At 61.5% G+C, this 25,440-nt stretch carries 22 protein-coding genes; 5 read left to right on the top strand and 17 right to left on the bottom strand.

Going from position 1 to position 25,440, the window contains the following annotated elements; translation table 11 throughout:
- Positions 1 to 10: 10 nt before the first annotated feature.
- The 7 genes from PSH73_RS24425 to betI all read right to left on the bottom strand — a co-directional run bounded on the left by PSH73_RS24425 (position 11) and on the right by betI (position 8,987).
- A complete protein-coding gene (locus PSH73_RS24425; RefSeq protein ID WP_057444320.1) occupies positions 11 to 901 on the bottom strand; it encodes an alpha/beta fold hydrolase in 891 nt (296 codons plus the stop codon).
- 255 nt (positions 902 to 1,156) lie between these two features.
- Entirely contained in the window at positions 1,157 to 2,473 is a 1,317-nt protein-coding gene (locus tag PSH73_RS24420) for a TldD/PmbA family protein (RefSeq protein ID WP_169990368.1), read from the bottom strand.
- Positions 2,473 to 3,915, bottom strand: a complete 1,443-nt coding sequence (locus PSH73_RS24415) for a TldD/PmbA family protein (protein WP_169990369.1) — start codon at positions 3,913 to 3,915, stop codon at positions 2,473 to 2,475. The genes PSH73_RS24420 and PSH73_RS24415 overlap by 1 nt, the downstream gene beginning before the upstream one ends.
- A gap of 127 nt (positions 3,916 to 4,042) precedes the next feature.
- Positions 4,043 to 4,738: an RraA family protein gene (locus tag PSH73_RS24410; RefSeq protein ID WP_029297314.1), complete on the bottom strand. Its 696-nt coding sequence runs from the start codon at positions 4,736 to 4,738 to the stop codon at positions 4,043 to 4,045.
- 246 nt (positions 4,739 to 4,984) lie between these two features.
- A complete protein-coding gene (gene betA / locus PSH73_RS24405; protein ID WP_057440344.1) occupies positions 4,985 to 6,685 on the bottom strand; it encodes a choline dehydrogenase in 1,701 nt (566 codons plus the stop codon).
- A 124-nt stretch (positions 6,686 to 6,809) separates the two neighbouring features.
- The gene (gene betB, locus PSH73_RS24400; protein WP_057444317.1) at positions 6,810 to 8,282 is read right to left on the bottom strand and encodes a betaine-aldehyde dehydrogenase; all 1,473 of its coding nucleotides are present in this window, start codon (positions 8,280 to 8,282) and stop codon (positions 6,810 to 6,812) included.
- Between the two features lie 111 nt (positions 8,283 to 8,393).
- Positions 8,394 to 8,987: a transcriptional regulator BetI gene (betI, locus tag PSH73_RS24395; RefSeq protein ID WP_057440248.1), complete on the bottom strand. Its 594-nt coding sequence runs from the start codon at positions 8,985 to 8,987 to the stop codon at positions 8,394 to 8,396.
- A gap of 378 nt (positions 8,988 to 9,365) precedes the next feature.
- Here betI and PSH73_RS24390 point away from each other — a divergent pair, with 378 nt between their 5' ends.
- Positions 9,366 to 11,303 carry a BCCT family transporter gene (locus tag PSH73_RS24390; protein WP_225923893.1) on the top strand — a complete coding sequence of 646 codons (1,938 nt, stop codon included), beginning with the start codon at positions 9,366 to 9,368 and terminating at the stop codon, positions 11,301 to 11,303.
- A 152-nt stretch (positions 11,304 to 11,455) separates the two neighbouring features.
- On the opposite strand, the gene choV is transcribed toward PSH73_RS24390, so the two are convergent.
- The 3 genes from choV to PSH73_RS24375 form a co-directional block, all read right to left on the bottom strand.
- The gene (choV, locus tag PSH73_RS24385; protein ID WP_029300678.1) at positions 11,456 to 12,634 is read right to left on the bottom strand and encodes a choline ABC transporter ATP-binding protein; all 1,179 of its coding nucleotides are present in this window, start codon (positions 12,632 to 12,634) and stop codon (positions 11,456 to 11,458) included.
- Positions 12,631 to 13,476: a choline ABC transporter permease subunit gene (gene choW / locus PSH73_RS24380; protein WP_057440251.1), complete on the bottom strand. Its 846-nt coding sequence runs from the start codon at positions 13,474 to 13,476 to the stop codon at positions 12,631 to 12,633. Before choW ends, choV begins: the two co-directional genes overlap by 4 nt.
- 66 nt (positions 13,477 to 13,542) lie before the next feature.
- Positions 13,543 to 14,490, bottom strand: coding sequence for a choline ABC transporter substrate-binding protein (locus tag PSH73_RS24375; RefSeq protein WP_057960844.1), 948 nt, complete (start codon positions 14,488 to 14,490; stop codon positions 13,543 to 13,545).
- 427 nt (positions 14,491 to 14,917) lie between these two features.
- Between PSH73_RS24375 and PSH73_RS24370 the strand changes: the two genes are divergently transcribed.
- Together PSH73_RS24370 and PSH73_RS24365 are read left to right on the top strand one after the other, a co-directional pair.
- Positions 14,918 to 16,294: an L-serine ammonia-lyase gene (locus tag PSH73_RS24370; protein WP_057440252.1), complete on the top strand. Its 1,377-nt coding sequence runs from the start codon at positions 14,918 to 14,920 to the stop codon at positions 16,292 to 16,294.
- A 593-nt stretch (positions 16,295 to 16,887) separates the two neighbouring features.
- Complete coding sequence (locus PSH73_RS24365) at positions 16,888 to 17,991, top strand: GlxA family transcriptional regulator (RefSeq protein WP_029300670.1); 1,104 nt, start codon at positions 16,888 to 16,890, stop codon at positions 17,989 to 17,991.
- A 95-nt stretch (positions 17,992 to 18,086) separates the two neighbouring features.
- Here PSH73_RS24365 and PSH73_RS24360 read toward each other — a convergent pair whose 3' ends face one another.
- The 5 genes from PSH73_RS24360 to PSH73_RS24340 all read right to left on the bottom strand — a co-directional run bounded on the left by PSH73_RS24360 (position 18,087) and on the right by PSH73_RS24340 (position 22,063).
- Positions 18,087 to 18,350 (bottom strand): hypothetical protein, encoded by a 264-nt coding sequence (locus PSH73_RS24360; protein WP_057440253.1) that lies wholly within the window; start codon positions 18,348 to 18,350, stop codon positions 18,087 to 18,089.
- Between the two features lie 238 nt (positions 18,351 to 18,588).
- Positions 18,589 to 19,062 (bottom strand): thioesterase family protein, encoded by a 474-nt coding sequence (locus PSH73_RS24355; protein ID WP_057440254.1) that lies wholly within the window; start codon positions 19,060 to 19,062, stop codon positions 18,589 to 18,591.
- Between the two features lie 73 nt (positions 19,063 to 19,135).
- A complete protein-coding gene (locus PSH73_RS24350) occupies positions 19,136 to 20,101 on the bottom strand; it encodes an L-carnitine dehydrogenase (protein WP_057440255.1) in 966 nt (321 codons plus the stop codon).
- Between the two features lie 57 nt (positions 20,102 to 20,158).
- Positions 20,159 to 21,046 (bottom strand): 3-keto-5-aminohexanoate cleavage protein, encoded by an 888-nt coding sequence (locus PSH73_RS24345; protein WP_057444316.1) that lies wholly within the window; start codon positions 21,044 to 21,046, stop codon positions 20,159 to 20,161.
- A gap of 78 nt (positions 21,047 to 21,124) precedes the next feature.
- Entirely contained in the window at positions 21,125 to 22,063 is a 939-nt protein-coding gene (locus tag PSH73_RS24340) for a choline ABC transporter substrate-binding protein (RefSeq protein ID WP_057440257.1), read from the bottom strand.
- Between the two features lie 192 nt (positions 22,064 to 22,255).
- Between PSH73_RS24340 and PSH73_RS24335 the strand changes: the two genes are divergently transcribed.
- On the top strand, positions 22,256 to 23,200 hold the full coding sequence (locus PSH73_RS24335) for a GlxA family transcriptional regulator (RefSeq protein WP_305461534.1): 945 nt from the start codon (positions 22,256 to 22,258) through the stop codon (positions 23,198 to 23,200).
- 132 nt (positions 23,201 to 23,332) lie between these two features.
- Here the strand turns inward: PSH73_RS24335 and PSH73_RS24330 are convergent, their stop codons facing one another.
- Both PSH73_RS24330 and PSH73_RS24325 read right to left on the bottom strand, forming a co-directional pair.
- Positions 23,333 to 23,740 (bottom strand): DUF3010 family protein, encoded by a 408-nt coding sequence (locus PSH73_RS24330; protein WP_057960842.1) that lies wholly within the window; start codon positions 23,738 to 23,740, stop codon positions 23,333 to 23,335.
- Between the two features lie 42 nt (positions 23,741 to 23,782).
- Positions 23,783 to 24,184 carry a lysozyme inhibitor LprI family protein gene (locus tag PSH73_RS24325; protein ID WP_057440260.1) on the bottom strand — a complete coding sequence of 134 codons (402 nt, stop codon included), beginning with the start codon at positions 24,182 to 24,184 and terminating at the stop codon, positions 23,783 to 23,785.
- A gap of 220 nt (positions 24,185 to 24,404) precedes the next feature.
- Between PSH73_RS24325 and PSH73_RS24320 the strand changes: the two genes are divergently transcribed.
- The gene (locus PSH73_RS24320; protein WP_032858660.1) at positions 24,405 to 25,382 is read left to right on the top strand and encodes a dipeptidase; all 978 of its coding nucleotides are present in this window, start codon (positions 24,405 to 24,407) and stop codon (positions 25,380 to 25,382) included.
- The last annotated feature ends 58 nt before the right edge of the window (positions 25,383 to 25,440 follow it).

Here is a 25,440-nt window from a genome sequence, read left to right as displayed (position 1 = left end):
GGGTTGCCGATTATGCGCCAACCTCTGCCGATTTTCCCACTGGCGGTTCGTCTATATCAGCGATGGCCACGTCCTTGCCCACCAGGAAGTCGATCAGCGCGCGATGCACCGCCAGCGCCGCCTCCCGCGACTCCAGGTCGAGCAAATGGCCGGTGTGCTCGGCGCTGGCAAAGCTGCTGCGGCCCACGTATTGCTTGAACAGTTGGGCTTCATTGGCCGGGGTGTATTCGTCCAGCGTGCCGTTGAGAAAATGCACTGGGGTTTCGATCTGGCGCAATTGCGGCAGGTAGTTGCCATCGCCCAGGGCAAGCACCTGATGAATATGAAAGCGCGCCTGGCGGTACTCGGTGGTGGCCATGGTCGACAGGTGCCGATGGTTATTGCGCTTGAGCCGGCTGGAGAGGAATTTGCCGACGGTCTCATTGAGCAAGTGGCCGACGGCAGACTTGTCATCGGCCTCGATCAGCACCCGCACCCGCTCCACATATTCGAGCATTGCCGGGTTGAGATTGGGTGCCAGGGCCATCACCACCGAGCTTTCGATGGAAGGCGGGTTGTGCGCCAGGGTCAGCAGGGTCGAGATGCCACCCCAGGAGGCCGACACCAGGTGGTTGACCTGGAAACGCTCCACCAGCGCCCGCAGGATCTCGACTTCGTCGTCCTTGGTCACCAGGTCCAGATCGGTGTTGTGGGGGCGCGAATAGCCGGAAAACGGCAAGTCGAACATCAACACATTGAAATGCTCGGCCAGGCACTTGCTGGTGCGGGCGAATGAGCGGGTGGTGGACAGCGCGCCGTTGACCAACAGCACGGTCTTGCGTTGCGGATCGTTACCCAATTGCTCTACGTGAACGTTGTAGTGCTTGAACAACTTATCAATGACAAAACTTCCTTGGTACATGTCAACGCTCCGGCTCGCCCAGTCCCGGGCGAGGTCATGCATCATTTGCGAACAAATGGGTTGAGAGTGGCGGGATGCCACTAACCGTTATAACGAGGTTTTCGAGCGTCGACAACAGTCCGCCAACCAACGGGATGCTGCCAGGGAAGGTTCATCAGAACCCAGGGTATTCCCCTGTAGGAGCCAGCTTAAATTGTGGCAAGGCGCGCGCTTGTTGTGGCGAGAAGCCCCCTCGCCACAGCACAAGCCGGGCGTTTACAAGGTCAGGGTCAGGCGTTTTACCAACGCGCCCGGCAGCAGGTTGGACGAGGTGTTGCGCTCGCCATAGGTGCTGGCCGACAGCAGCAACTCGCGCTCGGCGGTCAGCGCTTCCAACTGCGACCCCAGCAGGTGGTAGACGCTATCGTCAAAGCGCATGGTGCTGACCGGTGCCTTGATCTCGCCGTCTTCGACCCAGAACGTGGCGAAGCGGGTCATGCCTGTCAGGCGCGCCGCCGGCTGGTCGGAGTAGTTCAGGTACCACAGGTTGCTGATATACAGGCCGGTGCCCAGTTGCTTGAGGATATCGGCCTGGGCCAGGCTGCCGGCGGCCATCTGCAAGGCGCTGGGGGACTCATCGCCGCTGGCGCCGTTGGTGCTCAAGCCGTATTCGGCGGCGCTGCGCGAGTTGACCAGTTGCCCTTGCGCCTGGCCATTGGCGATCAAGGTCACGTCGCTGCGCGGGTAACCGTCCCGGGAAAACGCCGGGCTCAGGGAGCCGGTGATCTGTTCGCCCATGCCCACCAGCGGGCTCAGGGCCTGGTCGCCAGCATACAGGCGCTGCAACGGGCTGCCCTTGCTGGCGATGGCCTGCGCAGAAAAACCACCCCAGGCGAGCATGCCGATGATTTCTTCCATGGCCGCCGGTGCCAGGTAGGCGCGGTATTGGCCGGGCGCCAGGGTGTGCAAGGGCCGGCCAAGAAACTCCAGTTGTTCGCGGGCTTGCTGCAAGCGCTGGGCAAATGCCGCGCTGTCCCAGGCATCGCCGGCGTAGCTGGCCTTGACCGCCTCGCCATTGGCATGGAACAGACTGAAATCAAAGTTGAAGCTATTGGCCTGGTGCCAGCCAAAAGCCCCCGACGAGCTGGCGAACCCGCGGCTGATCGGCCCGGCGGCATAGATGCCGACCAGGTCGAAACCTTGGGCGCCCTGGCTGATTTCGCCCAGGACTTGATCGAGGTCCGGCAGCGCCTGGGCCTGCTCGCTGCTGTTTTGCCAGGCCGTGTGATTGAGCAGCAGGTAAGGATCTTTGGGCAGCAAGGGCAAGGTGTCGCGCAATTGCTGCAGGCCCTCGGCCAGGCGCTGGCGGTCCACCTCGGGGGTGCCGGCCAGGGTGATGGCCAGGTCGGCGTGCCGGCCATCGTTGATCAGCTTGAGGTTGACGCTGGCCTGCTGTACCTGGCCGGCCTGGCGCACCTTGGCGTGGTTGAAACGCACGAATTCGGACGATTCCGCCGCGTAGCCCAGATGAAACTGTTCCCCATCGGCGATGGCCTGCTTGAGCCATTCCACCAGGTCCTTGAAAGCCTTCATCAGGCGTCTCCCCCAAACACATCCACATCGCTGAAGACACACGCCGGCGATGCATGGCCGACGCGGATCACTTGGTTCGGCTCGCCCTTGCCGCAGTTGGGCGTGCCCAGCACCTTGAAGGTGCTGGCATCGCCCACGGCACTGAGCTTGCGCCAGAACTGCGCGGAAATCGCCCGGTAGTTGGGGTTCTTCACCACGCCCTTGAGTTCGCCGTTCTCGATCAACTGGCCCCACTCGCAGCCGAACTGGAACTTGTTGCGCGCATCGTCGATCGACCAGGAACGGTTGGTCGACATCAGGATGCCGTGCTCGATGCCGCCGATCAGTTGCGCCAGGCTCTGGTCGCCAGCCTCGATATTGAGGTTGGCCATGCGGTCGATGGGTGCGCGGTTCCAACTGCTGGCGCGGCTGTTGGCTACGCCGCCCATGCCCGAGCGGTACTGCGACAGCGCCCCGCCCAGGGGCTTGAGCAGCAGGCCGTTACGGATCAGGAACTGCTTGTTGGCGGGCGTGCCGTCGTCGTCATGGGCGTAGCTGGCCAGTTGCTCGGGAATGTCCGGGTCAAAGGTCACGTTGAGCAGGTTGGAGCCGTATTGCAGGTGCCCGAAGTCGCTGGCCTTGACGAAGCTGGTGCCGGCGTAATTGCGCTCGTCGCCGAGAATGCGGTCCAGCTCCAGCGGGTGGCCGATGGATTCGTGGATCTGCAGGATCATCTGGTCGGGCATCAACAGCAGGTTCCGCGGGCCCTGGGGCGTGTTGGGGGCCAGCAGCAGTTGCAGGGCCTCGTCGGCCACCCGTGGCGCGGCGCCTACCAGGCCGAAGCGGCTGATCACATCAAAGCCGCCCTGCTGGCCAAAGTTGCTGCCGCCCAGGGTGCGGGTCTGGCTGTCGTTGCCGTGGTAGGCGGTCACATTGACGCCGGGGAACACAAAACGCTGGGCCTGGCGCAGTTGCGCGCCGGCGCTGTTGAGGTAGATCTGTTCAACGTGGGTGGTGCCCAGGCTGACTTCCCAGTTCACCAGGCGCTCGTCCCTGGGCACGGCCGCTGACTCTGCGCCGAGCAGTTGGTAGCAGTCGCTCAGGGACGGGAAGGCTTGATCGAGCTCTGGCGACAGGTAGTCGGCGATGTCGCTGGACACCGGCTGGTCGCGCAGGTCGAGCAGGGCATGGGGCTTGATCCGCCGGGCTTGCTGTTCGGCACGCTCGAGGGCCGCTTGCAGGCCGGCCAGGGAAATATCGTGGGTGGCCGCGTAGGCTTCGACACCGTTGAGGCGCACGGTGAGCATGGCGCCTTCGTCGCGGCTCAGGTGCGGCGGTTCGGCGACATTCTTGCGCACCGACAGGTACTGGCCGGACTCGCGCACGTAGCGCAGGGAGAAGAATTCGGCGCGGGTGCGCAGGGCGGCGAAATGTTGTTTGAGTTGCGGGTGTTTGTCGAACATGGGGCCTTCCTTGTGGGCGGTGATGGCTTTGAGGGCCCCATCGCAGGCAAGCCAGCTCCTACCTTTTGAATGTGCTCACAAATCAAAATGTGGGAGCAGGCTTGCCTGCGATGCTTTTGCCTTGGCTTTAGACCGGGCAACCCTTGGCGCGCAGGATGGCGTCAAAGCGGTCAGGGTCCAGGGTGCCGGCTTCGATGGCAGCCAGTGTGGCTTTCTCGCGGGCCAGCAGGTCATGGCAGCGCACCAGCAATTCCGGCAGTTCGCTGCGCGAGGCGGCGACCACGCCGTCGCCATCGCCGATCATCAGGTCGCCAGGGGCTACCAGCATGCCAGCGCAGGAGATCGGCACGTTGATCTCGCCGCCGCCGTCAGTGCTCGGGCCACGGTGTACGCCGCCGATGGCGTAGGCCGGCAGTTCGCCGGTTTGCCATTCGTCGAGGTCGCGCAGGGCGCCGTTGATCACCACACCGACAATGCCAGCCTTCAGGGCCATGGCGCGCATGATGCCGCCGAACACCGCGCGGGTCAGGTCGGCGCTGCCGTCGATCACCAGCACATCGCCCGGGCGGGCCATCTGCATGGCTTTGAGAATCATCAGGTTGTCACCGGGGCGCACCCGCACGGTGAGGGCGCTGCCGAGCATCGGTGCATTGCCGTGGAAGGCTTTCAGGCCCAGGCCACCGACGTTACGGCCCAGGCAGTCGCTGACGGCCGCCGCCGGGATCTTGCTGAATTCCTTCAGCCATTTCGGGTCCAGCGGTTCAACGTTTGGATTGATCAGGAAGCCGGTAGGCCATTTGCTCGAAGAAACGACATCAAACATGAGAAAGCCTCGTGGCCAGGCAGAAGCCGGCGTGTCGGTAGGAAGGTGAAACGTTTGCGCGAGGGACTAGATTAGGCCGGCGCGGGGGGTGGGATCAAGGGCGGGGCAGTGTAGGAAGAGTCTGGGAAGATGGGTGTTGGCTGGTCGGGTCTTATCGGGAGCAAGCCCCCTCCCACATTTTGATGTGTGAATACGTTCAAATGTGGGAGCGGGCTTGCCTGCGATAAGAGCGCCGCGGTGTAGCGGTTACTGCGCGGTCGGACCCACTTCACGCAACGGCTTGCCACGCACCGGCGCATCGCCGGCCACGTAGTAGTCCGCGGTGCTGCGCGGCAACTGGCGACCACGCATCTTGTCGGCGATTTTCTCGGCGATCATGATGGTTGGCGCGTTCAGGTTGCCGGTGGTGATGATCGGCATGATCGACGCATCGACCACCCGCAGGCCCTGCATGCCATGCACGCGGCCTTCGCCATCGACCACAGCCATTTCGTCGGTGCCCATCTTGCACGAGCAGGACGGGTGGAACGCGGTTTCGGCGTGCTCGCGGATGAACTTGTCCAGTTGCTCGTCGGTTTGCACGTCGATGCCCGGGCTGATTTCACGGCCACGGAACGCGTCCAGTGCCGGCTGCTGCATGATTTCACGGGTCAGGCGGATGCCATCGCGGAACTCCTGCCAGTCCTGCTCGGTGGCCATGTAGTTGAAGAGGATGCTCGGGTAGTCCCGTGGGTTCTTCGACTTCACTTGCACGCGGCCACGGCTCGGCGAACGCATGGAGCCCATGTGCGCCTGGAAACCGTGCTCTTTCACACCGTTGCTGCCGTTGTAGTTAATCGCGACCGGCAGGAAGTGGTACTGGATGTTCGGCCACTCGAATTCTTCACGGGTGCGGATAAAACCGCCCGCTTCGAACTGGTTGCTGGCGCCGATGCCGGTGCCGTTGAACAGCCATTCGGCACCAATGGCTGGCTGGTTGTACCAGAGCAGCGACGGGTACAGCGAGACCGGCTGGGTGCAGGCGTATTGCAGATACAGTTCCAGGTGGTCCTGCAGGTTTTCACCGACGCCTGGCAGGTCGTGGACCACCGGGATGTCGAGGCTTTCCAGGAGTTTGGCCGGGCCTACACCGGAACGTTGCAGCAATTGCGGCGAGGCGATGGCGCCGCTGCACACCAGCACTTCCTTGCGCGCGCGGGCTTCAACACGCTCTTCGGCGGCACCGATCAGGTAACGCACACCGACCGCACGCTTGCCTTCGAACAACACTTTGTCGGCCAGGGCATGGGTGACGATGGTCAGGGTCGAGCGCTTCTTGGCGGTGTCCAGGTAGCCACGGGCGGTACTGGCGCGACGGCCGTTCGGCGTCACGGTACGGTCCATCGGGCCGAAACCTTCCTGCTGGTAGCCGTTCAAGTCTTCGGTACGCGGGTAACCGGCCTGCACGCCAGCTTCAACCATGGCGTGGAACAGCGGGTTGTTACCGGCTTTAGGCGTGGTCACGCTGACCGGACCTTCGCCACCGTGGTAGTCGTTCGGGCCGATGTCGCGGGTTTCGGCCTTGCGGAAATACGGCAGGCAGTCGAGGTAGCTCCAGTCTTCCAGGCCTGGCAGTTTTGCCCAGTTGTCGTAGTCCATGGCGTTGCCACGGATGTAGCACATGCCGTTGATCAGCGACGAGCCACCCAGGCCCTTGCCGCGACCACATTCCATACGACGCCCGTCCATATGTGGCTCTGGATCGGTTTCGTAGGCCCAGTTGTAGCGGCGGCCTTGCAGCGGGAACGCCAGGGCGGCGGGCATCTGGGTGCGGAAGTCCAGGCGGTAGTCGGGGCCGCCGGCTTCCAGCAGCAAAACGGTGACGCCTTCATCTTCGGTCAGACGGGTCGCCAGGGTGTTACCGGCGGAGCCGGCACCCACAATGATGTAGTCGTATTCTTGGGACATAAATGCACCCTCTTTGGAGTTGGTCAGGTCGGGCCCCATCGCAGGCAAGCCAGCTCCCACAATCAGAATGTGGGAGCCGGGCTCGCCAGCGATAGCGGCCCCGCAGGCAATACAGAACTCGGGTTTAGAACACCGAGGCGTAGTCGCCCAGCTCAACCTGTACCGATTTGATGCGGGTGAAGTTGTTCAGCGAGCTGATGCCGTTCTCACGGCCAACACCCGACTGCTTGTAGCCGCCAACCGGCATCTTCGCGTCGGACTCGCCCCAGGCGTTGATCCAGCAGATACCCGCTTCCAACTGATGAATCACGCGGTGGGCGCGGTTCAGGTCCTTGGTCACCAGACCAGCGGCCAGGCCGAAGTCGGTGTCGTTGGCACGACGGATCACTTCTTCTTCGGTCTCGTAGGTGAGGATGCTCATCACCGGGCCAAAGATTTCTTCACGCACGATGGTCATGTCGTCGGTGCAGTCAGTGAACACGGTCGGTGCCACGAATGCGCCCTTGGCGAAGTCGCCGTCGGTCAGGCGGTCGCCGCCGCACAGCAGGCGTGCGCCTTCTTCCTTGCCCTTGGCGATGTAGCCCAGCACGCTTTCCATGTGGGCGAAGCTGACCAGTGGGCCGAAGTTGGTGTTTTCGTCTTCTGGGTTGCCAACGCGGATGCGCGCAACACGCTCAACGATCTTGGCTTCAAAGGCGGCTTGCAGGTGCTTTGGAATGAACACACGGGTGCCGTTGGTGCAGACCTGGCCGGAGCTGTAGAAGTTGGCCATCATCGCGGTGTCGGCGGCGCGATCCAGGTCGGCGTCGTCGAAAATGATCAGCGGGGATTTGCCGCCCAGTTCCATGGTGACGTCTTTGAGCGAGGAGCTCGAAGCGCTGGCCATGACCTTCTTGCCGGTGTCGGTACCGCCGGTGAAGGAGATTTTCTCGATGCGTGGGTGCTCGGTCAGCCAGGTGCCGACTTCACGGCCGCTACCGGTCAGAACGTTGAACACGCCATCCGGCACGCCAGCTTCGGTGTAGATTTCGGCCAGCTTCAGGGTGGTCAGCGAGGTGACTTCGCTTGGCTTGAAGATCATCGCGTTGCCGGCAGCCAGGGCAGGGGCGGACTTCCACAGGGCGATCTGGATCGGGTAGTTCCACGCGCCGATACCGGCGACCACGCCCAGCGGCTCGCGGCGGGTGTAGACGAACGAGGTGGTACGCAGCGGGATCTGCTCGCCTTCGATGGCGGGCACCAGGCCTGCGTAGTATTCCAGCACGTCGGCGCCGGTGACGATGTCGACGTACTTGGTTTCAGAGAAGGATTTACCGGTGTCCAGGGTTTCCAGGGCCGCCAGTTCATCATTGCGCTCGCGCAGGATTTCCACGGCGCGACGCAGGATGCGCGAACGCTCCATGGCGGTCATGGCGGCCCAGATTTTCTGGCCCTTTTCGGCGCTGACCACCGCACGCTCAACGTCTTCGAATGTGGCGCGTTGCACGTTGGCGAGAACTTCACCGTTAGCCGGGTTGATGGCTTCGAAGGTGGCATCGCTGCCAGCGTCGCTGTAGCCGCCGTCAATGTAGAGTTTTTGCAGTTCGAAACGGGCCATAAAGTCCTCGCAAGTGCATAAGTGGTTGGCGTTAACCACCAAAAGGTGCAGCCATAAGGTTCTGGCAACACCGTTCAGTAGCCGTTCAGGGGTTGAGCGTTTATGTGTGCTCTAACTCACCTGCTTGGCCAATTGGAAATCCATGTATTCGTAAGCGATCCGTTGCGCCTGCTCCGTGTCGAAAGCGTCTCCCGACAGGGCGCCGCGCAACCACAAACCGTCGATCAAGGCCGCCAGGCCTCGGGCTGCGCTGCGTGCATCTTCCAGCGGCAGCACACGGCGGAACTGGCAGCACAGGTTGGAATACAGGCGGTGATCGTTGATCCGCTGCAACCTGTGCAAAGACGGGTGGTGCATGCTGGTGGCCCAGAAGGCCAGCCAGGTTTTCATTGCCGGGCCGTTGACCTGGCTGGCGTCGAAGTTGCCGCCGATAATCACTTGAAGGTGCGCCCGCGGGGTGTCTTCCTTCAATGCCTGCCGGCGTTCGTGGACATTCTCGATCAGCACATTCATCAGGTACCGCATCGTTGCGGCGATCAGGCCGTTCTTGTCCTGAAAGTAGTGACTGATGATGCCGTTCGAGACGCCGGCCAAACGGGCGATCAGCGCAATGCTGGCATCCCCCATCCCGACCTGATCTATGGCCGTCAATGTGGCTTCGATCAACTGCTGGCGGCGTATGGGTTGCATACCGACCTTGGGCATGTAGCACCTCTCCTTAGGCCTGCCGACGGGCGTAAACGTTCGTCGGCGTGAAGGCCAGTCTATTTTGTTTTGATTGAACGTTCAATCAACAAAGAATAAGATCTGCGACAAATGGTCGCTGCCTACAGGTATTTCCTACGTGTCGGCAGACGCATCTGACATCCGTAAAAACCCTTGAAACAGCCCATGACAGCGCGTTGCTGGGGTCTGGGGTTTTTCGGGATGTCTTTATAACACCCGTCCGTCGACTGCCGAAAAATCGATGGCGTGGGTCAAGCGCTGCCTTGTGTCCTCTCTCGCACTGCCCGGAGCCTCTGTGCCATGAGTTCTGCCTCTCTAATAAAGACCCCACCGGAAAAAGTGCGGGTCAACGGTTGGGTGTTCTACACCTCTACCGCGTTGATCCTGTTGTTGACCGCCGTTCTGATCATCGCCCCGCAAGAGGCCGGCAGAATGCTGGGAGTCGCCCAGACCTGGCTCTCGAAAAGCTTTGGCTGGTATTACATGGTGGTCATCGCCGCCTACCTGGTATTTGTGGTGGGCCTGGCGTTTTCGTCCTACGGCAAACTGAAGCTGGGCAGCAAGGCTGATACCCCGGACTTCAGTTACGGCGCCTGGGCCGGCATGTTGTTCTCCTCGGGCATCGGCATTTCGTTGCTGTACTTCGGCGCGTCCGAGCCGTTGGACCACTACTTCAACCCGCCCGAAGGCGCCGCCGCCACCCATATGGCCGCGCGCCAGGCGTTGCAGCTGACCTTCCTGCACTGGGGCCTGCATGGCTGGGCGATCTACGCGCTGGTCGGCCTGGCCGTGGCGTACTTCGCATACCGCCATAACCAGCCGCTGGCCCTGCGTTCGGCGCTGTACCCATTGATGGGCGAGCGTTGGGTCAAAGGCGCGGCGGGTCACGCGGTGGACGGCTTCGGCATGTTCGTGACCCTGCTGGGCCTGGTGACAAACCTGGGGATTGGTTCGATGCAAGTGTCGTCCGGGTTGGAAAACCTGTTCGGCATGGAGCACAGCAACACCAACCTGCTGATCGTGATCATCGTGATGAGCACCGTGGCGACCATCGCCGCCGTGTCGGGCGTGGAGAACGGCATTCGTCGCTTGTCCAACCTGAACATCGTGCTGTTCAGCGGCCTGCTGATTTTTGTGCTGCTGTTTGGCCCGACCCTGCACCTGCTCAACGGCTTTGTGCAGAACATCGGCGACTACATGAACGGTCTGGTGCTGAAAACCTTCGACCTCTACGTGTACGAAGGCGATGGTGAGAAGTCCGAGCGCTGGATGGGCCTGTGGACCCTGTTCTACTGGGCCTGGTGGATTTCCTGGGCACCGTTCGTGGGCATGTTCATCGCGCGTATTTCCCGTGGCCGTACGGTGCGCGAACTGGTGGCGGGCGTGCTGCTGATCCCGCTGGGCTTTACCCTGGCGTGGCTGTCGATCTTCGGCAACTCGGCCCTGGACCTGGTGCTCAACCATGGCGCCGTGGAGCTGGGCAAGACGGCGTTGGAGCAACCCTCCATGGCGATCTACCAGTTGCTGGAGTACTACCCGGCGTCGAAAGTGGTGATCGGCGTGTCGATCTTTGTGGGTTTTGTGCTGTTCCTGACGCCGGCGGATTCCGGCGCGGTGATGATGGCCAACCTGTCGTGCAAAGGTGGCAACGTGGATGAGGATGCGCCGCACTGGCTGCGGATCTTCTGGTCGGCGGTGATCACCCTGGTGACCATCGGCTTGCTGTTTGCGGGCAACTTTGAAGCCATGCAGACCATGGTGGTGCTGGCGGGCTTGCCGTTCTCGGTGGTGCTGATCTTCTTTATGTTCGGTTTGCACAAGGCCATGCGCCAGGACGTGGCCATCGAACAGGAGCAGGCGCAATTGGCCGAACGCGGCCGTCGTGGTTTCAGCGAGCGCCTGACTGCCCAGGACCTGCAGCCGAGCCAGGCCGTGGTGCAGCGCTTTATGGACAGAAAGGTCACCCCGGCGCTGGAAGAAGCCGCCGTGGCCCTGCGCGCCCAAGGGCTGGATGTGCAGACGCTGCTGGGTAAATCCAAGCGCTGCATTGGCGTGCGGATCGAGATGGAAGGCAACCCGTTTGTCTACGAGGTGAGCCTGGACGGCTACCTGGCGGCGCCGAGTGAGTCGATCGAGGCCGACGAGGAGCGTGCGCGCTACTACCGCGCCGAGGTTTACCTGCACAACGGCGGCCAGGAGTACGACCTGATGGGCTTCACCCAGGAGCAGATCACCCGGGATGTGCTCGATCAGTTTGAAAGCCATCGGCAGCTCCTTGGCCGTGTCTATAGCTGATGGTTGAAGGCGGGTGGTGTCGTCACTGACACCATCTGGTCAAAATGTGGGAGCGGGCTTGCTCGCGATTGCGGTGTATCAGTACCAGGTTCATTGACTGATACATTGCAATCGCGAGCAAGCCCGCTCCCACATTTGTTTTGTGTTGCCTTTTAGCCCAGGTTCTTGCCCAGCAGGGCGTGGTACAGCTCGCTGTCCCCCAGAATCCCCACCACTTTGTTGTTGTCGTGCAGCACCAGCTTGTTGCCGGTCTGGTAGCGAATCTGCAAGGCATCGCGCATGCCGATATTCGAATCCACCAAGGTCGGTAGCCGCCCCAGGCCTTCCACGGCTTGCCCCGGCGCCCAGTTCTGCAGGTTCATTGCCACGCCATTTTGCCGTGCGCCCTGGATGGTGTTGCCTTCGGCCAGGTCCAGCCACGAATCGCCGCCCGGATCCAGGCATACCGAGCCGTTGACCCGCTTGCAGTTGTCCAGGGTGCGCATCAGGCTGCGGCCGCACAACACGTTCAGCGGGTTGGTATGGGCGACGAAGGTGCGCACATAGTCGTCCGCCGGGTTCAGCACAATCTCTTCCGGCACGCTGTACTGGATGATCTTGCCGTCTTTCATGATCGCGATCCGGCTACCCAGCTTCAGCGCCTCATCCAGGTCGTGGCTGACGAACACGATGGTCTTGCTCAGTTTGCGTTGCAGCTCCAGCAACTCATCCTGCAGGCCTTGGCGGATCAGCGGGTCGAGGGCCGAGAAGGGTTCGTCCATCAGCAGGATATCGGCGTCCATCGCCAGGGCGCGGGCCAGGCCGACGCGCTGTTGCATGCCGCCCGAAAGTTCGTCGGGCTTCTTGTTGCGCCATTGGGTCAGGCCCACCAGCTCAAGCTTCTCGTCCACCAGCTTGCGCCGTTCCTTTTCGGGGCGGCCCTGCATTTCCAGGCCAAAGCTGATGTTTTCACGCACGGTCAGCCAGGGCATCAGGGCGAACTTCTGGAACACCATGGCGATGCGCTTGGTGCGCATCATTTTCAGCTCTGCCGGGGTGCATGAGGCGATGTCGATCTGGCGTCCTTCATGTTCGACAAACAACTGGCCACGGCTCACGGTGTTAAGGCCGTTGATACAGCGCAACAGGCTGGATTTGCCGGAGCCGGACAGGCCCATCAGCACGCAGATCTCGCCTTTCTCGATATCCAGGCTGGCCTTTTCCACGCCGACGATCTGCCCGGTCTTCTTCAGGATTTCATTGCGGTGCATTCCCTCGTCCAGCAGCTTGAGGGCTTCGCGTGGGTCTTTGGAAAAAATCACATCGACATTGTCGAATCGGATAATGCTCATGCATCACCCCCTACTTTGGCGTCGGGTTGTTTGCAGATGCGGTCGAGCATGATGGCCAGCAGCACAATCGCCAGGCCGGCTTCAAAGCCCAGGGCAATGTCGGCGGTGTTCAGCGCGTTGACCACGGGTTTGCCGAGGCCGTCGGCGCCCACCAGGGCCGCGATTACCACCATCGACAACGACAGCATGATGCATTGGGTAATACCGGCAGCGATGCTCGGCATGGCGTGGGGCAGTTCGATGCGCGAGAGCAACTGGCGGCGCGAGCAGCCAAAGGCCTTGCCGGCATCCATCAACTCTTGCGGTACATCGCGGATGCCCAGGTAGGTCAGGCGGATCGGCGCGGCAATCGCGAACACCACCGTGGAGATCAGGCCAGGCACCACACCCAGCCCGAAGAGGGTCAGGGTCGGGATAAGGTAAACAAAGGTCGGCACGGTCTGCATCAAGTCGAGCACCGGGCGCATCACGGTGTAGAACATCGGTTTGTGCGCGGCAACAATGCCCAGCGGCACACCGATGACCACGCAGACCAGGGTGGCGAACAGCACCTGGGCCAGGGTCTCCATGGTTTCCTGCCAGTACCCCAGGTTGAGGATCAGCAGGAAGGAGGCAATCACAAATACAGTCAGCCCCCACTTACGTTGAATGTAGTGAGCAAGCAGCGCAATCAGACCGATCAATGCCAGCGGATTGAACCAGGTCAGCGCAAACGTCACGCCGTGGATCATCGTTTCCAGTGTCGATGCGATCGCGTCGAAATAATCGGCGCCGTTCTGCGTCAACCATTCGACGAAGGCAGCGATGTACTGGCCTAGTGGGATTTTCTGTTCAGTCAGCATGGTAGTGAATGTCCACATGCGAAGAGGGAAACATCCTGGGCCGGCGCGCCGGCCCAGGGTCAGCGGTTACTTGTCGAGGTAGGCTTTTACGGCGGCAAGTCCTGGTTTGCCATCAAGGGTGGTGACCCCGGCGAGCCAGGTGTCGAGCACTTGCGGGTTCTTCTTCAGCCAGGCCTTGGCGGCGGCGTCGGGTTTCATTTTGTCGTCGAGGACGTTACCCATCAGGGTGCTTTCCATGTCGAGGGTGAACACCAGGTTTTTCAGGAGCTGGCCGACGTTGCTGCACTCCTGCACGTAGCCCTTGCGGGTGTTGGTGTAGATGGTGGCCTGGCCGTAGTTGGGGCCGAATGAATCGTCACCGCCAGTCAAGTACTTCATCTTGAACCGGGTGTTCATCGGGTGCGGTTCCCAGCCCAGGAATACAATGGCCTGCTCCCGTTTGGTGGCGCGCTCGACTTGCGAGAGCATCCCCGCCTCACTGGACTCGACCACCTTGAAACCTGCGTCTTTCAAGCCGAACTGATTTTTGTCGATCAGGCTCTGGATCGTGCGGTTGCCGTCGTTGCCCGGTTCAATGCCATAGATCTTGCCGCCCAGCTCCTTCTTGAACTTGGCGATATCGGCAAAGTCCTTCAGGCCCTTGTCGTACAGCGCTTGTGGCACTGCCAGGGTGTACTTGGCGTTTTCCAGGTTGGCGCGCACGGTTTCCACGGTGCCGGCATCACGGTACTGCTTGATGTCGTTTTCCATGGTCGGCATCCAGTTGCCGAGGAAGATATCCATGTTCTTGCCATCAGCCAGGGACTTGTAGGTCACTGGCACGGAAATCATCGTGGTCCGGGGCTTGTAGCCCAGGCCCTTGAGGATTTCGCTGGTGGTGGCGGTGGTGACGGTGATATCGGTCCAGCCGACATCGGAGAAGTTGACGGTGCTGCACTGCTCGGGATCAGCAGCGTGGGCCGCAAAGGGAAGACTCAGCATGGCGGCCAACAACAACGGGGGGGAACCTTTCATGGGTTTGGACTCCTGGTGTTTTTCTGGCGGTGCGAGACCGCGCTTATAAGTGTTGCAGTTGGGGCGTGCGAGCAACGTGCAGCCTCGGTACCTTGCAAACGAGTCGAGACTGATCATGTACCAGTGAAAATCTGACGCCTACAGGGTGGGTCGCATCCAGTACAGGGATGGTCGTATCCAGTGTCGGTGACGTCGCATACAGGTTTTTCCACAGGCAAAACTGCACTTTTTCTCGATCTGCGCCGCAAAAAACGGCGATTACGCCCCATTGCGAGGGGACGACGCTGGTGAGCATGGGTATGTCGGTGTCAGACGCCGGACGGCGCAACGAAAGCTTGATGATGCCGCCATCTGGGCGACTTGAGCGTAGCAGCTCCGCCACCAGGCGTTACTGCGCCTGGCCTGTGCTATCGAGGAGTTTCGCGCAATGGCTATCAGCGTTTTCGACCTGTTCAAGATTGGCATCGGGCCGTCCAGTTCCCACACCGTCGGCCCCATGCGGGCCGCGGCGTTGTTCGTCCAGGACTTGCGTGAACGTGCTCTTTTGGAACAGGTGCAGCGCGTCGAAGTTCAGCTGTATGGCTCGTTGTCGGCCACCGGCATCGGGCATGGCAGCGACAATGCAGTGATCATGGGGCTGATGGGCGAGTGGCCGGATGCGATTGATCCGTCGCAGATCGGCCCGCGTATCGAGACCCTGCGTGAGACGCAGACGCTGCTGCTGGACAACCGTGTGCCGGTGCCCTTTGTGTGGTCGCGGGACATGCGCCTGATCGATGAAAACCTGCCGTTCCATCCCAATGCCATGACCCTGGTGGTCTACGGCGCCCAGACCGAGTTGCATCGCGATACCTACTATTCGGTGGGTGGCGGTTTTGTGGTGGATGAGGCCCAGGCGCGCAGCGGAGTGGCGGATATGGACCGCACCGAACTGCCCTATGATTTTTCCAGTGCGGTGGAGTTGTTGCAGTTATGCAACACCCACAACCTGCGGGTTGCCGACCTGATGCTGGCCAATGAAAAGGTGTGGCGCTCCGAGGAGGAAATCCGCAGCGGCCTGATGAAACTCTGGCGTGCCATGCAGGACTGTGTCGAGCAAGGCCTCAAGCATGAAGGCATCCTGCCCGGCGGCTTGAATGTGCGCCGCCGCGCCGCCAAGTTGCACCGCAGTTTGCAGGAGCTGGGCAAGCCGAATGTGATCGGCTCCACCTTGAGCGCCATGGAGTGGGTCAACCTGTTCGCCCTGGCCGTCAACGAAGAAAACGCCGCCGGTGGGCGCATGGTCACCGCACCCACCAATGGCGCGGCGGGGATCATCCCGGCGGTGCTGCATTACTTTATGAAGTTCAGCGAAGAAGTCACCGAGGCCAATGTGGTGGACTACTTTCTCGGTGCGGCGGCCATCGGCATCCTGTGCAAGAAGAATGCGTCGATCTCCGGCGCCGAAGTGGGTTGCCAGGGTGAAGTCGGTTCGGCCTGCGCCATGGCGGCGGCGGGGCTGGCAGAGATTCTTGGCGCCTCGCCGGAGCAGGTGTGCAACGCCGCCGAAATCGGCCTGGAACACAACCTGGGCCTGACCTGCGACCCGGTGGGCGGCCTGGTGCAAGTGCCGTGTATCGAGCGCAATGCGATTGCCGCGGTCAAGGCGATCAATGCCGCGCAGATGGCCCTGCGGGGCGACGGCCAGCACTTTATTTCCCTGGACCGGGTGATCCGCACCATGCGCGATACCGGCGCGGATATGCATGACAAGTACAAGGAGACCTCGCGGGGTGGGTTGGCGGTGAGTGCTGTCGAGTGTTAAGCGAACGCAATGCTCAAAGCAGTGAAGATCAAATGTGGGAGCGGGCTTGTCGGATCGCCGCATCGCCGCGAAGACGTCGGCCCAGCAAACATTGATGTTGACTGACCCACAGCTTTCGCGAGCAAGCCCGCTCCCACAGGAGATCTGCGTTTAACTGACTGGCATTGGGGCTTGCCCGCGATGGTGGTGTGTCAAACCCCACTGCTCATAAAGTGAACACTCCACCCCCGATACGCCACCTTTTAGCGCGTCGCAAACAGATAAGTAGCCCCCAAACGATTTCCCTTCCGACCACCCATCACCTGTGCGTGTGGTGACACACTTTTCCTACGCCCTGAAAGCGCCTTCCCACAAGTGCTACCGATCTGCTCACAGACCCTGAGCGTAGGCTTTTTCCGAGTCATATCCCCACGCCGGGCGCGGGCTTATATAGACACCTCAACAGGTCGTTTTCAGGAGTTATTGAATACCTATTCAACTTTAGGCATGGCATTTGCTCTATCAATTCAAAGCCTCTCTCCTGACGGATGACGAGCGCAATAACAAGAGCCTCGCCTGAGGCCATTACCTGCTTTGTGTGAGGAGATACCGCGATGACGTCGTTCAACTCCGGGGCCCAACCCCAGAACCGTGCGCCTCAATCCATCGGCTTTTTGCTGCTGGACAATTTCACGCTGATTTCCCTGGCGTCCGCAGTGGAACCACTGCGCATGGCCAACCAATTGTCCGGCCGCGAGCTGTATCGCTGGACTACCTTGAGCGTCGACGGCAACCAGGTATGGGCCAGCGATGGCCTGCAAATCACCCCCGATTGCTCCATGCACAAAGCCCCGGCCCTGGACACCGTGATTGTCTGCGGCGGCGTGGGTATCCAGCGCACCGTGACCCGTGAACATGTGTCGTGGCTGCAAAGCCAGGCGCGCCAGTCCCGCCGCCTCGGCGCGGTGTGCACCGGCAGTTGGGCCCTGGCCTGCGCCGGCTTGCTCGACGGGTTTGATTGCAGCGTGCACTGGGAATGCCTGGCGTCGATGCAGGAAGCCTTCCCACGGGTGTCGATGAGTACGCGCCTGTTCACCCTCGACCGCAATCGCTTCACCAGTTCCGGTGGTACCGCGCCGCTGGACATGATGTTGCACCTGATCAGCCGCGACCATGGCCGTGAACTGTCGGCGGCGATTTCCGAGATGTTCGTGTACGAACGTATCCGCAATGAGCAGGACCACCAGCGAGTGCCGCTCAAGCACATGCTCGGCACCAATCAGCCGAAGCTGCAGGAAATCGTCGCGCTGATGGAAGCCAACCTGGAAGAGCCGATCGACCTCGATGAATTGGCCGTCTATGTCGCCGTCTCGCGGCGTCAGCTGGAGCGGCTGTTCCAGAAATACCTGCACTGCTCGCCGTCGCGCTACTACCTCAAGCTGCGCCTGATCCGCGCCCGGCAGTTGCTCAAGCAAACGCCGATGTCGATCATCGAAGTGGCCTCGGTGTGCGGGTTTGTGTCCACGCCGCACTTCTCCAAGTGCTACCGCGAATACTTCGGCATTCCGCCACGGGATGAGCGCGTAGGTTCCAACACCACCCAGCAAGTGGCGATGATGCCGATTCCGCAGGCGCTGGTGTTGTCACCGCTGGCCGGGCCGATGTCGGCGTTGAGCCAGGCGCGCAATGAGTCGACGTTTGCCAGTGTAAGGCTGTAGGCCGAGGCGTCTGCATCGCCGGCACGCCAGCGCCCACATTTTGATCTGTGAATACCTTCAAATGTGGGAGCTGGCTTGCCGACGATAGCGATGTATCAGGCCCCGGAATTCTGTTTGAACTGCATCAGGGCCGGCAACAACTGCTTATCAATCGCCTGGCGCACCGCCGGCAGAATCGTCGCGCTGCTGGTGTACATCTGCTCGACCATACCCTTGAGTGCCTTGGCCCGCGCCTCACTCAAACCGCGTACCGCGCATTCACAGGCCTGCTCGGCGGTGGCGCCGCTGGACACCTCGAAACCCAGGGAGCGCAGTTGGCTCAGCAGGTCATCCTGATCAATCAAATCCGCGTGCATCATGATGTTCATCCTGGTTAGGGGAGCCTTTGATTCTGGTGGGCCGCCAGCGGGTCGGCAAGGGCTGAATGACGCGATGGCTGGAACGACTATGAGCAGGTCGTTTTCGGGCCAGTTGCCGAGGGTGGTTGCGGGCACACTGGTTTTCAAGCAAGCAGAATGAAGGTTTGGTCACCCTCGGCCCGCACGCTCGCACAAAGCACTCTGCCCCGATCCTGTCACGGCTTGATCGGGGCTTTTTTTATTTGCCGGGTAGGCCGATGACGCGACCGAGCAGGGCCGGCCGGGGCAGGTCTGATTGCTCGGTGCTGATGGCCGTCAACCGCTGTGCAACCCCCTCACTGAAGGGGGCCGAGCGTGGCCCCGCCAGGTCGACATGCAGCAGCATCTGCTCATTGCCCGCCAGCTCCCGCTCTTCGCCCACCAGGTGCAGGCTGTGATACAGATGCAGGCGCTTGTTGTCATGGGCGATCAACTGGGTATGCACTTCGACCTCGGCGCCGAGTTTCACTTCGTGCAGGTAATTGAGGTGCAGTTCCAGGGTGAACAGCGAGTGGCCGCTGGCTTCGCGGTGGTCGCTGTCCAGGCCCAGGGTGTCCATCAATGCATCGGTGGCGTAGCTGAAGATCAGCAGGTAAAACGCATCGCGCAGGTGGCCGTTGTAATCGACCCAGTCAGGGAGGATGTTGGTGGTGTAGGTCGTCAGTGCGGGCATGTCGTCAATTCCAGATCTGTGCTCGGTCAACTGCAGGAGCTGGCTTGCCTGCTCCCACAGATATCAACCGCCGTTATTCGGCGAAGCTCATGCCGTGTTTTTGCTTGGTGGTCTTCACCGCCTCCAGCACCGCCAGCAGGCAATCATCACGATAGCGTTCCAGCGCCGAAATGCTATGGCTGCCCAACTGCTCACGGGTGCCATCAACCACATCATCAATCAGTTTGTCGGTCAGTTCCGGCGCCGGCAGGTACGTCCACGGCAACTGCAGTGCCGGCCCGAACTGCGCCATGAAATGCCGCATCCCGGCATCGCCGCCGGCCAGGGTGTAGGTCAGGAATGTGCCCATGAACGACCAGCGCAAGCCGGCGCCAAAGCGGATCGCATCGTCGATCTCGCCGGTGGTCGCCACCCCATCGTTGACCAGGTGCAACGCCTCACGCCACAGCGCTTCCAGCAAGCGGTCGGCGATAAACCCCGGGACTTCCTTGCGCACATGCAGCGGGCGCATACCGAGAGATTGGTAGACCTTGATCGCGGCCTGGATTGCTTCGGGCGCGGTGTGTTTGCCACCGACCACTTCTACCAGCGGCAGCAGGTACACCGGGTTGAACGGGTGGCCGACCACGCAGCGTTCCGGGTGCGTGGCGCCTTCATAAAACTCACTGGGCAATAGCCCCGAAGTGCTGGAGCCGATCAAGGCATCGGGTTTGGCCGCCGCGCTGATTTTGCTGTGCAGTTCCAGTTTCAGTTCCAGGCGTTCGGGGGCGCTTTCCTGGATGAAATCGGCGTCTTGCACGCATTCTTCGATGGTCGCGACAAAACGCAGACGCTCCTGGGAGGCGCCCGGCGCCAGGCCCTGTTGTTCCAGGGCGCCCCAGGCATTGGCGACGCGCTTGCGCAGGGCGGCTTCGGCGCCGGGCGCCGGGTCCCAGGCCACCACATCCAGGCCGTGGGCGAGGGCGCGGGACACCCAGCCGCTGCCGATTACACCGCTGCCCAGGGCGGCGAAGGTTTTGATTTCGGTGATAAAGCTCATTTTGGTAATTTCCAGTGCTAAAGAGGTTCATTGTGGGAGCCGGTTGCGGCAGGGGGATTAGCTGCGTTTGGTCAGGCCCATCCTGGTTCGGCCTTCAGCCGGGGTCAGCACTCGCGCGCCCAGGCGGCTGAGGATCTCCCCGGCCCGCTCCACCAGTTGCCCATTGGTCGCCAGTACGCCCTTGTCCAGCCACAAATTGTCTTCCAGGCCGACCCGCACATTGCCGCCCAGCAGCACCGCCTGCGCCGCCATCGGCATTTGCATGCGGCCGATGCCAAAGCCGGCCCACACCGCGTCGGCAGGCAGGTTGTCGACCATGGCTTTCATGGTGGTGGTGTCGGCCGGCGCGCCCCACGGGATGCCCAGGCACAGTTGGAACAACGGGTCATCGAGCAAGCCTTCCTTGATCATCTGCTTGGCGAACCACAGGTGGCCGGTATCGAAAATCTCCAGCTCGGCCTTCACTCCCAGTTCCTGGATGCGCTTGGCACCCGCACGCAGCTGGGCCGGGGTGGACACGTAAATGGTGTCGCCATCGCCGAAGTTCAGGGTGCCGCAGTCCAGGGTGCAGATTTCCGGCAGCAGCGCTTCGACGTGGGCCAGGCGGGTCAATGGGCCGACCAGGTCGGTGTTGGGGCCGAACTCCATGGGGTGCTCGCCGCCGCCGATTTCCAGGTCGCCGCCCATGCCGGCGGTGAGGTTGACGATGATGTCGATGTCCGCCTCGCGGATGCGCTCCATCAGTTCGCGGTACAGCGCTACGTCGCGGCTGAATTTGCCGGTGTGCGGGTCGCGCACATGGCAATGCACCACGGTGGCGCCGGCTTTGGCCGCTTCTACTGCTGCTGCAGCGATTTGCTTGGGGGTGACCGGCACGTGGGGGCTTCTGGCGGTCGTGTCGCCAGCACCGGTGAGTGCGCAGGTGATGATGACGTCGTGGTTCATGGGGCAGGTTCCTTACAGGCGGGCGTAGTGATGCCGTTCGCAGCCGGAATCAGCTGCGAAGCGGTGATTTGAAAGAGGTTATTTGCTGCTCAGTTGCAGGTTTTGCGCAGCCGGCTTGCCATCGAAGGTGGTCACACCTTCCAGCCAGCGCTGCTGGTCCTGGGGGTGATCCTTGAGCCACTGCCTGGCGGACTCGAACGCATCCTTGTGCTCCAGCAGCGGCTGCATCATCCGGCTCTCGTCGGCGGCGGTGAAGGTCAGGTTGGTCAGCAGCTTGTGCACATTCGGGCATTGCTCGGCGTAGGTCGGGGTGGTGACGGTCCAGACCGTGGCCATACCTTCGTTGGGCCCCAAAGCGTCCTCGCTGCCGGACAGATAGGTCATCTGCACATTGACGTTCATCGGGTGCGGCGCCCAGCCGAAAAACACCACCGCTTCCTTGCGACGCACGGCGCGGTCCACGGCGGCGAGCATGCCGGCCTCGCTGGACTCCACCAGTTGGAATTTGCCCAGGCCGAACTGGTTCTTGGCGATCATCGCCTTGATCTGGGTATTGGCCCCCGAGCCGGGCTCGATGCCGTAGATCTTGCCGCCCAGCTCTTTCTGGAACTTGGCAATGTCGGCGAAGGTTTTCAGGCCCTTGTCTGCCAGATAGGTCGGCACCGCGAGGGTCGCGCGGGCGTCCTTGAGGCTGGGCGCGTCGAGGACTTTGACCTGCCCGGCGTCGACGAAAGGTGTGATGGTCTGGGTCATCAGCGGGTTCCAGTAACCGAGGAACAGGTCCAGGCGCTGGTCGCGAATGCCGGAGAAGATGATTTGCTGGGATGCGCTGGTTTGCTTGGTGCTGTAGCCGAGGCCGTCGAGCAGCACCTGGGTCATGGCGCTGGTGGCGATCACGTCGGTCCAGTTCACCACGCCCATGCGCACGTTTTTACAGGAGGCGGCATCGGCGGCCCAGGCGCTGGTGCTCAACACGGCGCCGAGTGCGAGCACGCAGCGGCTGATCAGTCGGTTCATGATGGATCCCTCGGCAGGTCGTTATTGTGGGTTCCGGCGTCTTTGTGCGCCGTGCAGCCAAGTTACCCAGCTTGCTGCCCGGTAAAACGCACGGTGGCGACCCACTTTTGCACTGCAGCGACCTTGTGCCCTTGAATGGGCGATGGAACTGGCGTATCACAGACCACGCTACCCGTCCCACGAGTGCGCACCATGTCCCAGGATTTCTACTTCCTGCTGATGCCGGGGTTCTCCGCCATCGGCTTTATTTCCGCCATCGAACCGCTGCGCGTGGCCAACCGCTTTCGCGGTGAACTGTATCGCTGGCACGTATTGAGCGCGGACGGCGGCGCGGTGTTGGCGAGCAATGGCATGTCGGTCAATGCCGACGCCGGGCTGGAGCCCCTGAAAAAAGGCGCGACCCTACTGGTGGTGGCCGGCTTCGAACCGCTGGAATTCGCCACTCCGGCCCTGGAGCACTGGCTGCGCCGTCTCGACCACGACGGCGTAACCCTGGGCGCCATCGACACTGGCAGCTTCGTCCTGGCCCAGGCCGGCCTGCTCGACGGCTACCGCCTGACCCTGCACTGGGAGGCCATCGACGCCTTCAAAGAGTCCTATCCCGCACTGGCCGTGACCCAGGAACTGTTCGAGATCGACCGCCGGCGCATCACCTGTGCCGGCGGCACCGCGTCCATCGACCTGATGCTCGACCTGATCAGCCAGGCCCACGGCCCGGAGCTGGCGATCCAGGTTTCCGAGCAGTTCGTGCTGGGCCGCATCCGCCCGCGCAAAGACCACCAGCGCATGCAGATCGCCACGCGCTACGGCATCAACAACCAGAAGCTGGTGCAGGTGATTGGCGAGATGGAGCTACATACCGAGCCGCCCCTGAGCACCCTGGTGCTGGCGCAGATGATCAAGGTTACGCGGCGACAACTGGAGCGCCTGTTCCGCCTGCACCTGAACGACACCCCGAGCAACTTCTACCTTGGCCTGCGCCTGGAAAAAGCCCGGCAGTTATTGCGCCAGAGCGGCATGAGCGTGCTGGAAGTGAGCATTGCCTGTGGGTTTGAGTCGCCGTCGTATTTCACCCGCAGCTACCGGGCGCGGTTTGCCAAGTGCCCGCGAGAGGATCGGCGGCGGGAGGTGGAGTAAGTCTATTGGGCATATGCCGACCCCATGTGGGAGCTGGCTTGCCTGCGATCGCGGTGTATCAGTTGGCAGATAAGTTGCTGACCCGCCGCTATCGCAGGCAAGCCAGCTCCCTCATGGGATGTGTGGTGGGGCTTATTTTTTTACCAAGGCCGAGCACGCGGCTTTAAACGCCTCATGCTGATACTTGTTCAGCGTCGCCGGCAATGCAAAGTCATGCTTCTTGTTCTGCGCATTGATGGTCTGCGGCGACAGCAGCGTCACTTCAACGCCGTCCAGCAACTGCAATACCCCTTCAATCTTGAACGTGGTCGGGCCGCCGGCGAATTCGCCTTTCTTGCTGCGTTTCTTGATCGCGATACGGGTGATGCCGTTGTCGCGCACAAACGCGGCCACCTGGCGGGCAAAGGCTTTGACGTTGGCGGCCTCGTCATCGTCCTCGAGGGCGATTTTCTTGGTGGCCAGGGCGACGTGGGTCAGGTCCTGGGCGGCAACGGCGATAATGGCTTCGCTGCCTTTGATTTCGATGCCGCAGAGAGTCATGGATAGCCTTGTTTCAGAGAAAAGGATGGGCGCGATTGTCGCTTATTCCTGGGCAATCGACTCCAAAAACTCCGACCGCTCATCACTCATCCGCGCCAGGCAGTCATTCTGCGCAATGGCATAGGCCTGGGTGCCGGTCACCGCCGGGAAGGTATCCACCGCGCAATCAGCATCCCGTAACTTTTCCCACTTCTGCTGGGCATCCTTCAGACGAGCGGTGATGTCTGCCAACTGTGCCTTGTTGCTGGCGTAGGTAGTGCCCATGCGTTCCAGCAAGCTCTGGTAGTTATCCTTGAGCAGCTGTTCGGCGGTGGTTTTGTTGTAGGAGGCGCATTCCAGGGTCTGTTTGTCGTTTTCGATGCCATCACACGGCGTGCTGTCGGTGTCTTCAGCCGCGTGGACGCCGGTGGCGAGGAGTACCAAAGCCAGGAAAATCGGTTTCATTGCGCCTTCTCATGTCAGGGGATGGGTCGAATTCTGGCTCAAGCGTAGGCCAAAGAACAGATGCAGGACAGACACGTCCGTGCACCCTTTGTCGTGGATTGACGCTTTCGGCAATTCCCCTGTCGTTTTTGCACCCGGCTCCGTCAGCCCCTGGGCATATGCTGGCCCCAAAGCGCCGGCAGACGATTCGGCGCATGAATCGCCAATAAGGGGACGCCTGATGAGCCCAGCCGAACTGCACGCCGACAGCATCGTTATCGACGGGCTGATCATTGCCAAGTGGAACCGCGACCTGTTCGAGGACATGCGCAAGGGTGGCCTGACCGCCGCCAACTGCACGGTGTCGGTGTGGGAAGGCTTCCAGGCCACGATCAATAACATCGTGGCCAGCCAGACCCTGATCCGCGAGAACAGCGACCTGGTGATCCCGGTGAAGACCACCGCCGATATCCGCCGCGCCAAAGAGCAGGGCAAGACCGGCATCATCTTCGGCTTCCAGAATGCCCATGCCTTTGAAGACCAACTCGGCTATGTCGAGATCTTCAAGCAGCTCGGCGTCGGCGTGGTGCAGATGTGCTACAACACCCAGAACCTGGTGGGCACCGGCTGCTACGAGCGCGACGGCGGCCTGTCGGGCTTCGGGCGTGAAATCGTCGGCGAGATGAACCGTGTCGGCATCATGTGCGACCTGTCCCACGTCGGCTCCAAGACATCCGAAGAAGTCATCCTCGAATCGAAAAAACCGGTGTGCTACTCCCACTGCCTGCCGTCCGGGCTCAAAGAGCACCCGCGCAACAAATCCGATGCAGAACTCAAATTCATTGCCGACCACGGTGGTTTTGTCGGCGTGACCATGTTTGCGCCGTTCCTGGCCAAGGGCATTGACTCGACCATCGACGACTACGCCGAAGCCATCGAGTACACCATGAATATCGTTGGCGAAGACGCCATCGGCATCGGCACCGACTTTACCCAGGGCCATGGCCAGGATTTCTTCGAAATGCTGACCCATGACAAGGGCTACGCCCGCCGCCTGACCAGCTTCGGAAAAATCATCAACCCGCTGGGCATTCGTACCGTGGGCGAGTTCCCCAACCTGACCGAGACCCTGCTCAAGCGCGGCCACAGCGAACGCGTGGTGCGCAAGATCATGGGTGAAAACTGGGTCAACGTGTTGAAAGACGTCTGGGGCGAATAAGCCATCGTTTTTTCTCCCCCGGCCATTCGCGCCGGGGCATTACCAAGAATTTTCTGGA

Origin of the sequence: Pseudomonas sp. FP2294 (genome assembly GCF_030687625.1) — a bacterium.
In the GTDB taxonomy this organism is placed as follows: Bacteria; Pseudomonadota; Gammaproteobacteria; order Pseudomonadales; family Pseudomonadaceae; genus Aquipseudomonas; species Aquipseudomonas shahriarae.
This window is presented reverse-complemented; position numbering and strand designations above follow the sequence as displayed.

Excerpts from the sequence above, each read along its gene's own strand:
- PSH73_RS24425 (WP_057444320.1), bottom strand. The coding sequence starts at position 901 with ATGTACCAAGGAAGTTTTGTCATTGATAAGTTGTTCAAGCACTACAAC.
- PSH73_RS24420 (WP_169990368.1), bottom strand. The coding sequence starts at position 2,473 with ATGAAGGCTTTCAAGGACCTGGTGGAATGGCTCAAGCAGGCCATCGCC.
- PSH73_RS24415 (WP_169990369.1), bottom strand. The coding sequence starts at position 3,915 with ATGTTCGACAAACACCCGCAACTCAAACAACATTTCGCCGCCCTGCGC.
- PSH73_RS24410 (WP_029297314.1), bottom strand. The coding sequence starts at position 4,738 with ATGTTTGATGTCGTTTCTTCGAGCAAATGGCCTACCGGCTTCCTGATC.
- betA (WP_057440344.1), bottom strand. The coding sequence starts at position 6,685 with ATGTCCCAAGAATACGACTACATCATTGTGGGTGCCGGCTCCGCCGGT.
- betB (WP_057444317.1), bottom strand. The coding sequence starts at position 8,282 with ATGGCCCGTTTCGAACTGCAAAAACTCTACATTGACGGCGGCTACAGC.
- betI (WP_057440248.1), bottom strand. The coding sequence starts at position 8,987 with ATGCCCAAGGTCGGTATGCAACCCATACGCCGCCAGCAGTTGATCGAA.
- choV (WP_029300678.1), bottom strand. The coding sequence starts at position 12,634 with ATGAGCATTATCCGATTCGACAATGTCGATGTGATTTTTTCCAAAGAC.
- choW (WP_057440251.1), bottom strand. The coding sequence starts at position 13,476 with ATGCTGACTGAACAGAAAATCCCACTAGGCCAGTACATCGCTGCCTTC.
- PSH73_RS24375 (WP_057960844.1), bottom strand. The coding sequence starts at position 14,490 with ATGAAAGGTTCCCCCCCGTTGTTGTTGGCCGCCATGCTGAGTCTTCCC.
- PSH73_RS24370 (WP_057440252.1), top strand. The coding sequence starts at position 14,918 with ATGGCTATCAGCGTTTTCGACCTGTTCAAGATTGGCATCGGGCCGTCC.
- PSH73_RS24365 (WP_029300670.1), top strand. The coding sequence starts at position 16,888 with ATGACGTCGTTCAACTCCGGGGCCCAACCCCAGAACCGTGCGCCTCAA.
- PSH73_RS24360 (WP_057440253.1), bottom strand. The coding sequence starts at position 18,350 with ATGATGCACGCGGATTTGATTGATCAGGATGACCTGCTGAGCCAACTG.
- PSH73_RS24355 (WP_057440254.1), bottom strand. The coding sequence starts at position 19,062 with ATGCCCGCACTGACGACCTACACCACCAACATCCTCCCTGACTGGGTC.
- PSH73_RS24350 (WP_057440255.1), bottom strand. The coding sequence starts at position 20,101 with ATGAGCTTTATCACCGAAATCAAAACCTTCGCCGCCCTGGGCAGCGGT.
- PSH73_RS24345 (WP_057444316.1), bottom strand. The coding sequence starts at position 21,046 with ATGAACCACGACGTCATCATCACCTGCGCACTCACCGGTGCTGGCGAC.
- PSH73_RS24340 (WP_057440257.1), bottom strand. The coding sequence starts at position 22,063 with ATGAACCGACTGATCAGCCGCTGCGTGCTCGCACTCGGCGCCGTGTTG.
- PSH73_RS24335 (WP_305461534.1), top strand. The coding sequence starts at position 22,256 with ATGTCCCAGGATTTCTACTTCCTGCTGATGCCGGGGTTCTCCGCCATC.
- PSH73_RS24330 (WP_057960842.1), bottom strand. The coding sequence starts at position 23,740 with ATGACTCTCTGCGGCATCGAAATCAAAGGCAGCGAAGCCATTATCGCC.
- PSH73_RS24325 (WP_057440260.1), bottom strand. The coding sequence starts at position 24,184 with ATGAAACCGATTTTCCTGGCTTTGGTACTCCTCGCCACCGGCGTCCAC.
- PSH73_RS24320 (WP_032858660.1), top strand. The coding sequence starts at position 24,405 with ATGAGCCCAGCCGAACTGCACGCCGACAGCATCGTTATCGACGGGCTG.